The 7,163-nt window shown below is 38.3% G+C and carries 6 protein-coding genes; 4 read left to right on the forward strand and 2 right to left on the reverse strand.

Annotated features, from left to right (window positions below; all coding sequences use genetic code 11):
• The first annotated feature begins 278 nt into the window (after positions 1–278).
• Complete coding sequence (locus PHT93_RS14750; RefSeq protein WP_300244458.1) at positions 279–1,166, forward strand: DNA-binding protein; 888 nt, start codon at positions 279–281, stop codon at positions 1,164–1,166.
• A gap of 26 nt (positions 1,167–1,192) precedes the next feature.
• Positions 1,193–1,528, forward strand: a complete 336-nt coding sequence (locus PHT93_RS14755; protein ID WP_300244461.1) for a hypothetical protein — start codon at positions 1,193–1,195, stop codon at positions 1,526–1,528.
• A 293-nt stretch (positions 1,529–1,821) separates the two neighbouring features.
• On the opposite strand, the gene PHT93_RS14760 is transcribed toward PHT93_RS14755, so the two are convergent.
• Positions 1,822–3,339, reverse strand: coding sequence for a Fic family protein (locus tag PHT93_RS14760; RefSeq protein ID WP_300244464.1), 1,518 nt, complete (start codon positions 3,337–3,339; stop codon positions 1,822–1,824).
• Positions 3,340–3,642: 303 nt separating this feature from the next.
• A complete protein-coding gene (locus PHT93_RS14765; protein WP_300244466.1) occupies positions 3,643–4,953 on the reverse strand; it encodes a Gfo/Idh/MocA family oxidoreductase in 1,311 nt (436 codons plus the stop codon).
• Positions 4,954–5,156: 203 nt separating this feature from the next.
• On the opposite strand from PHT93_RS14765, the gene PHT93_RS14770 reads away from it, so the two are divergent.
• The gene (locus PHT93_RS14770) at positions 5,157–6,623 is read left to right on the forward strand and encodes a Gfo/Idh/MocA family oxidoreductase (RefSeq protein ID WP_300244468.1); all 1,467 of its coding nucleotides are present in this window, start codon (positions 5,157–5,159) and stop codon (positions 6,621–6,623) included.
• A 109-nt stretch (positions 6,624–6,732) separates the two neighbouring features.
• On the forward strand, positions 6,733–6,903 hold the full coding sequence (locus PHT93_RS14775; protein WP_300244470.1) for a hypothetical protein: 171 nt from the start codon (positions 6,733–6,735) through the stop codon (positions 6,901–6,903).
• Positions 6,904–7,163: the final 260 nt, after the last annotated feature.

Raw genomic sequence — 7,163 nt, forward strand, 5'->3', positions numbered from 1 at the left:
GCCAGGACGGAAACCGAAATTACATAAAAACCCCTGTCAAGTATTAAACCTGACAGGGGCATTTTTATTTTGGCGGAAAGGGTCAATGATAAAATGGTCAAGAGGGTCAACGACGACTGGCGAACGGGGTCAATGCGCTATGGATTTTCCATAATATTTGAAATGTGATTTTTTTTGAGGATTTTATAAGCCACAAACACTTGCCGATATCGGCAAAACAACTATCTTTGAGCCGTATTTGGTGTGAAATCTGCCGATAACAGCAACATATTAGATTTATGCAATATTTATCAGTTAGTCAATTTGCAGAGAAATGGGGTGTACCTGAAAGAACCATTCGCAACTATTGTGCGACAGGAAGAATAAAAGGAGCTTTCTTAACAGGTAAAACATGGAATATACCCGAAGATGCCCTTTTGCCACAAAAGAGTAGTAGCCGATTTAGTGATAATCCTTTGCTCAATATCCTAAAAGAGCAAAAGGATATGAAGCTAAAAGGAGGGATCTATCATCGTACACAAATCGAATTAACCTACAATTCCAACCGTATAGAAGGTAGTAAACTTACGGAGGAACAGACTCGTTATATCTTTGAAACAAATACAATAGGAGTTACCAACGAAACTATTAATGTAGATGATATAATCGAAACATCTAATCACTTTCGGTGTATTGATCTGATTATTGAGAAAGCAAAATCAAAACTTACAGAGTCGTTTATAAAGGAGTTACACTATGTACTTAAATCCAGTACCTCGGATAGCCGAAAAGATTGGTTTAGGGTAGGCGATTATAAGAAACTACCTAACGAAGTAGGAGGGATGGAAACGTGTTCTCCAGAGCAAGTTCAAAATACAATGAAAGAATTACTCAATAGTTATCATTCTAAGAAAAATAAAACGGTTGAAGATATTATTGAGTTTCATTACAAGTTTGAGTGTATACATCCATTTCAAGATGGCAACGGACGTGTAGGTCGCCTCATCATGCTTAAAGAATGTCTAGCGAATAACTTGACTCCTTTTATAATTGATGAAGATTTGAAATGGTTTTATTATCGTGGATTGCAGGAATGGGAAAAGGCACATGGTTATTTAATTGATACGTGCCTGACAGCCCAAGATAAATACAAGGCTATACTTGACTATTTTAAGATTGCTTATTAATAATTCCCATGAAGCTATAAGACAATATGGATAATAAATTAAAAGAAGATATAGACAAAATAGTTGATGAAGTTATCTCGTCTCAAATGTCAAATCAACAGGCTACCTTAATATTCAGTCTTGACGATCCTGATGCTGAAAGAAAATTAAAGAAGATGTTGAATGTGGACAATTACTATACTGTTTTACATGATTTTAGTCAGTTTATAAGAAACTATCTCAAATATGGAGACGGAGAAAAAGTACGTTTTAAATCCATTGATGGGTATAAAGAGATTGTGCCTGATTACAAAACGATGGAATATGTTAGAGAAATGTTTAATGGATTCCTAAACGAAAATAGAATAGATTTGGATGATTAACCTAAAGACAACTAATATTTTTCTTACATTTGTAAAAGCAGTTTTGCAACAAGCGAGCGAAACAATGAAAATAAATCGTGTGCTAAATCGTGTGGATTTGCAATTTTAAGAAAATATAAAATATTGGTAGTCAGTTGAAAGAGTGTAAAAGTTCTCTTTCTGGTGGCACCACTGATAAGAAAATCAGAAAATAGAAAATCCCTGAAAATTAAAACTTTCAGGGATTTTTCTTTTTCCAGAAAACCCACCATTTTTAGCAAAACTTTTTTCTTTATGAAATTACGTTTTCGTCCTTATTGTTTTAGCAATGACGCTATAAAGAGTGTGAAGTCAGTAATATTTCCTTCAACACTTCCTTTTTCTAAGGCTTTCATGTATTCTTGACGTCTTTCAACAGGTACTATTGTCCAATTATACCCACCAGATATTAACATCGTATTCATTAAAAAGCGTCCCATTCTTCCATTGCCATCCATATAGGGATGGATGTATACAAATATAAAATGTCCTAATATTGCACGAACACGGGCATCCGGCTCTTCTTTAAGCAAATTAAAAAGGATAGGCATTGCATCACGTACTGCTTCGGGATTTAATGGCGTATGTAATGAGCCTCGAATATATACCTGTCCTGTACGATATCCGGCTAAGTCTGTCGGTTTCAATATTCCGGCTACAACACTTGGGGCAAAAAGCTCTCTATACCATGTTCTATGGCTATCTTCTACCACTTCCCCAACATTTCCACCTTCCAAAATACGCTTTATGCTGTTCTTAACAGCTTCAAAAGCTTGAAAATAACCGCGTGCAGCCATTGCATTTTTTTGTTCCGCATCACTTGTATTCACATCAGGTTGCCAATTTCCTCTTTTTACTTTCTCTATTAAGGTATCAGTAACCCGATACCCTTCAAGAGAAAGGGAATGGTAAGCATCCAGCTTATATTGAGCTTCAATATCTTTCATACACGCTTCAATGTCAGCGTGCACATTCTCAGTTTTGGGAAAATTTGCCATTACTACTTCCCGCATTTTGCTCCACATAAGTTTTATGCGAGCTACGTAGGGTGATGTTATACGAGAGTAAGAAATGCTTGTCTTATCTTCAAATGGATCTTCTTCCCGAATATCATACCCAAGACTCTTCATTGTACCCACAATTTCATCTGCCACTATCTCATGTCCAATATTGCGGAAGGCTCCGGCAAGCCGTCCGGCTTTTATTGTCTGTCCCTTTTCCAGCAATATTCTTAATACATCAGAGGCATCCGGAATCAAAGCTAAACAAGTACGTGCCGTAATACTATCCAATCGAAAGAAATCAGGAGAACATTCGATTAGTGCTTCGGGTAAAGAGTATAAATTTAAGCCGAACCGAGACTCTATGTAAATCGGATTTGCTAAAGATGCTTTAATATCAAGTAATGATGTATTATGAATGAGTTCAGTTACATTATTAGATCCTTTTGGAGAGCGTATGATAACCTGAGTGGGTACAATCCAGTTACCACTATGTAGGGATAAAGATTGGTCGGGAGTTAAGCACCAATCTTTTCCAAAACGCGAATTACTGTATTCAGTAATAAAATACCAATAAGAGGTATACCAGTTTGTTGTGTCGCCAGGAGTACTATCCGGACGAGAAGAAATATACCACCCTTTCATGACTTCCTGAAGAAATCCATTTGCAACTAATCTTTCCAAATGAATTCTTGTGAGTTTTGAAGATTTCACTATAGCAAACCCATTTTCATTCTGCAGCCTCTGTAATATCTTTAGTGATCCTGCTAATTTTTCCTGAATTGTAGCCATTCTATTCTTATTTGTATATATTCAACTAACACTACATCAGTATTGTTAGTTTATTGCGTCGTGTAATTATTAGTTTTTAACGACGGGCAAATATTAGTTTATATCGACGTGCTGTTGGTAGTTTATTTTGCAAATATACTGTGTTTTAAATGAAATAAATCTTTTTTCTTACAGATGTTTTTGTAACTTATGTCATAATAATCATGCTAATAGCGAGCGGAACAATGAAAATCCCTGAAAATTAAAACTTTCAGGGATTTTCTTTTTTGAAGAATATTTTCTTTAAAGGTGAATTTGCGCTTCTTATATTTTAGGTAACTGCCAGGGGGAGCGATATTGCTTTGTCAGATATTTGTCTGCTTCTGTGTCGTGGAAGCTTGTTCCGTCCCATGTTAATTTCTTTCCTGTCCGGTAGGCTATGTTTCCTAATTGAGAGAATTTAGCGATATGAGCTCCGATTTCTACGCTGGCGTTACAGTTTCTGTTTCTGCTTTTGATGCATTCCAAATGGTTCTTTACGTGAAGGTTTAGTCCTCCTTCTCCATACGATTTTTTGAGAGAAACGGCTTCCATGCGTAGTTTTCCGCTTACTTTTTCGGGGATTACTTCCCAACCACCTCTATCCAGCACCAAAGTGCCATTTTCGCCAACAAAGCCTAATCCATGATTGCGTCCGTAGGCGCCGTCATCAATGCCGATTGCGTGATCCCACATGACTGTAAAGTCCTTGAATGTGTAAATTGTCTGAAGCAGATCCGGTGTTTCACAAGCGTCGTCCGGATAGCCGAATTTTCCTCCTGAGGCCATAATGGATTTGGGAGCGGTAACATTCATGCCATACAATGCATAGTCTAATAGATGTACGCCCCAGTCTGTCATTAATCCGCCAGCGTAATCCCAGAACCAACGGAAGGTGAAGTGAAAACGATTACGATTAAATGGGCGTTGAGGAGCCGGGCCGAGCCACATGTCATAATCTACACCAGCAGGAACTGCTTCGTCCGGTTTTACAGGAATGGAAGGGCACCACCCTTGATAGGAAAAGACGCGTACGGTACGGATTTTTCCCAATTGACCACTATGTACAAACGCCATAGCATCCTGCCAGTGAGGATCGCTGCGTTGCCATTGCCCAACTTGTACTACCCGGTTATATTTTTCAGCAGCACGTACCATAATATTGCATTCTTCAATACTATTACCCAGAGGTTTTTCACAATAGACATCTTTGCCAGCTTCACAGGCGGCTACCATCTGAAGGCAGTGCCAATGGTCAGGCGTACCAACGATAACGACATCAATGTCCTTATTGTCTATTAAATGTCTCCAGTCTTTGTAGAGATGTTTCACTTTCTTCCCGGTTATCTTTTCTGTCTCTCCTGCCCGGGCGTTAAGTACGGATTGATCAATATCGGCTAATGCCAGACATTCAACTTCCGGATTGCGAAGAAATGCTTTTAAATTCTCAAATCCCATACCATTACAACCAATTAATCCTACCGCAATTTTGTCGTTAGAACTGATTGACTGTTTTGCTCTTATTAAAAAAGGACTCATGGTGAGCCCGGCGCCTAAAAGCCCGGCTTGCTTAATAAAATCTCTGCGTGTTGTCATGGTTTTTCTATTCTATAAAAAAATTATTAAAAGACAATTCGTTTCATAAATAATCATTTTCTCATACGATAGGTCTCAGTTTCATACAAATAAAAGAATAAATGTTGATTGACCACTAATTTTTATATTAAATTCTTTTTTATCTTTGAAAGTGATTTTTGTGAAAGCCACATTTTGACTCATGTCTAATATTAAAATATACCATGAAAAAAGAAGAAAATAAAAAAGGAATCAATCGTAGGGAATTTCTCAGTTATTCTGCATTGGGATTGGCGGGATTAACGATCCTTCCGAGTTGGGCGATAAACGGTGTCCGGATTGCTCCGAGCGATCGCGTTGTTTTGGGCTTTATCGGTCTGGGACAACAAGCGTTATCTGATTTTGCCGGTTTTGCCGGCTGTCTAGGAGTGCAGGTAGCTGCCTGTAGTGATGTGGATACAATTAAAATGGAACGTTTCAGAAGGCGTATTGCTGCGTGGCAGGAATCAAAAGGTATGAATGCCCGTTGTGATAAATACGAATTCTATGAAGAATTGTTAGAGCGCAAAGATATTGACGCTATTGAAGTTGCTACACCCGATCACTGGCATGCGTTGAATACAATCCATGCATGTCAATCCGGAAAAGATGTTTATTGTCAGAAGCCGTTAGCATTTACAATCGCAGAAGGACTGGCGATGGTGAAAGCCGTACGGCAGAATAAACGCGTACTTCAGGTAGGAAGCCAACAACGTTCAAGTAAAGAGTTTCAAAAGGCAATAGAATTAGTTCGTTCGGGAGCTATAGGACATATCGAGAGGATATATGCACGTGTTGGTGCACCTCCAAAACCTTTGGATTTGCCGGAAATGCCTGTCCCTTCTAACCTAAACTTCAACAAATGGATGGGGCCGTTGAATGATCCTAAAATACATTATCATCCGGATTTATGTCCACCTATTTCGTTAGATCCGGATCAGAACGAAAAACTTTGGGGAGCATGGCGTTGGTATCAGGAAACAGGAAACGGTTATACCGCAGACTGGGGCGCACATATGTTTGATATTGCCCAGGCTGCTATTGGTATGGATGGCTCAGGTCCGGTAGAATATATCCCTCAGGGATATAACGGAGCGCAATATGCAGCCATGAAATATGCAAATGGTATTATTATGACAGAGCAACCTTTTCTTGATGATAATGATGGCGCTCAAGGAATTAAATTTATTGGTACGAAGGGTTGGATAGAAGTTGCACGAGGTTATTTAGCTTGCTCTGATTCCTCAAAAGTTCCTGCGGAACTAGCCGGAAAACGTCCTTTGAGTAAAGAGGAACAAATGAAAATGTGGGAAGAATACAAGAAAAAACAAGAGGAGGAAAGCAAGAAAAAGAAGAAAAAAGGAGACGAAAAAGCGAAAGGTGGTATGGCCGGAAGTTATGAAACAAGCTCTCCTCATATGCAAAACTTTATTGACTGCGTTCGTTCACGTGAAAATCCTATTGCTCCGGTTGAGGTAGGTTGTAGCACAAATACGCTTTGCTGTCTTGCTAATATCGCCCGCGAGTTGAATCGTCCGGTGAAATGGGATCCGGCAACACTCACTTTTGCAAACGATAAAGAAGCTGCAGCTCATCGCCTGTATTGGTACGAATATAGGAATCCTTATAAGTTACCCTATTTCTGTAAATAAAAAAAGTTACAGACTTATACTTAAATTGCCCCTTTATTCTCTCTTTTCATCACTGTCGAAAGAGAAAATAAAGGGGCAATTAAGGGATCAGGCAAAATATCCGGTTGTTATGGTAATCATCCATCGTGATACGTCTATACTGCAAACTGGCATTTTAGAGACCAATGTCATCAACTCAAACTTCTTGCTCCACTTTAGTCTTACTATTCATCGAATAATTCCGGCTGAAAGCCGAGTATATATCAGGCTTTCAGCCTTAAAACCAAACTGTATAGCTTAAGTTGATGACATTGGTTTAGAGACTACGCTGAGCAGAGGCTTCCAACAAAATCAACCCCGTTCATATTGTTGATTTACAATACATTAAAATCAATCGAATAGTTTTTATTTTTTGTGTTTTATTTTGACAAATAGATACTTTTTTCGTCCTTTTACTTACGCGTAAAAAATATCCATCCTTTTTTTTTGATTTGCAGTATCGTTTTAGACCAATAAATATTGTATTTAGACTAAAATAGCCCGTTTTTTACCGAAAATATA

It is taken from the genome of Massilibacteroides sp. (assembly GCF_028705895.1).
Lineage (GTDB): Bacteria > Bacteroidota > Bacteroidia > Bacteroidales > Tannerellaceae > Massilibacteroides.

Bases quoted from the DNA above. Each gene is read 5' to 3' on its own strand.
- PHT93_RS14750 (WP_300244458.1), top strand. From the start codon at position 279: ATGCAATATTTATCAGTTAGTCAATTTGCAGAGAAATGGGGTGTACCT.
- PHT93_RS14755 (WP_300244461.1), top strand. From the start codon at position 1,193: ATGGATAATAAATTAAAAGAAGATATAGACAAAATAGTTGATGAAGTT.
- PHT93_RS14760 (WP_300244464.1), bottom strand. From the start codon at position 3,339: ATGGCTACAATTCAGGAAAAATTAGCAGGATCACTAAAGATATTACAG.
- PHT93_RS14765 (WP_300244466.1), bottom strand. From the start codon at position 4,953: ATGACAACACGCAGAGATTTTATTAAGCAAGCCGGGCTTTTAGGCGCC.
- PHT93_RS14770 (WP_300244468.1), top strand. From the start codon at position 5,157: ATGAAAAAAGAAGAAAATAAAAAAGGAATCAATCGTAGGGAATTTCTC.
- PHT93_RS14775 (WP_300244470.1), top strand. From the start codon at position 6,733: ATGGTAATCATCCATCGTGATACGTCTATACTGCAAACTGGCATTTTA.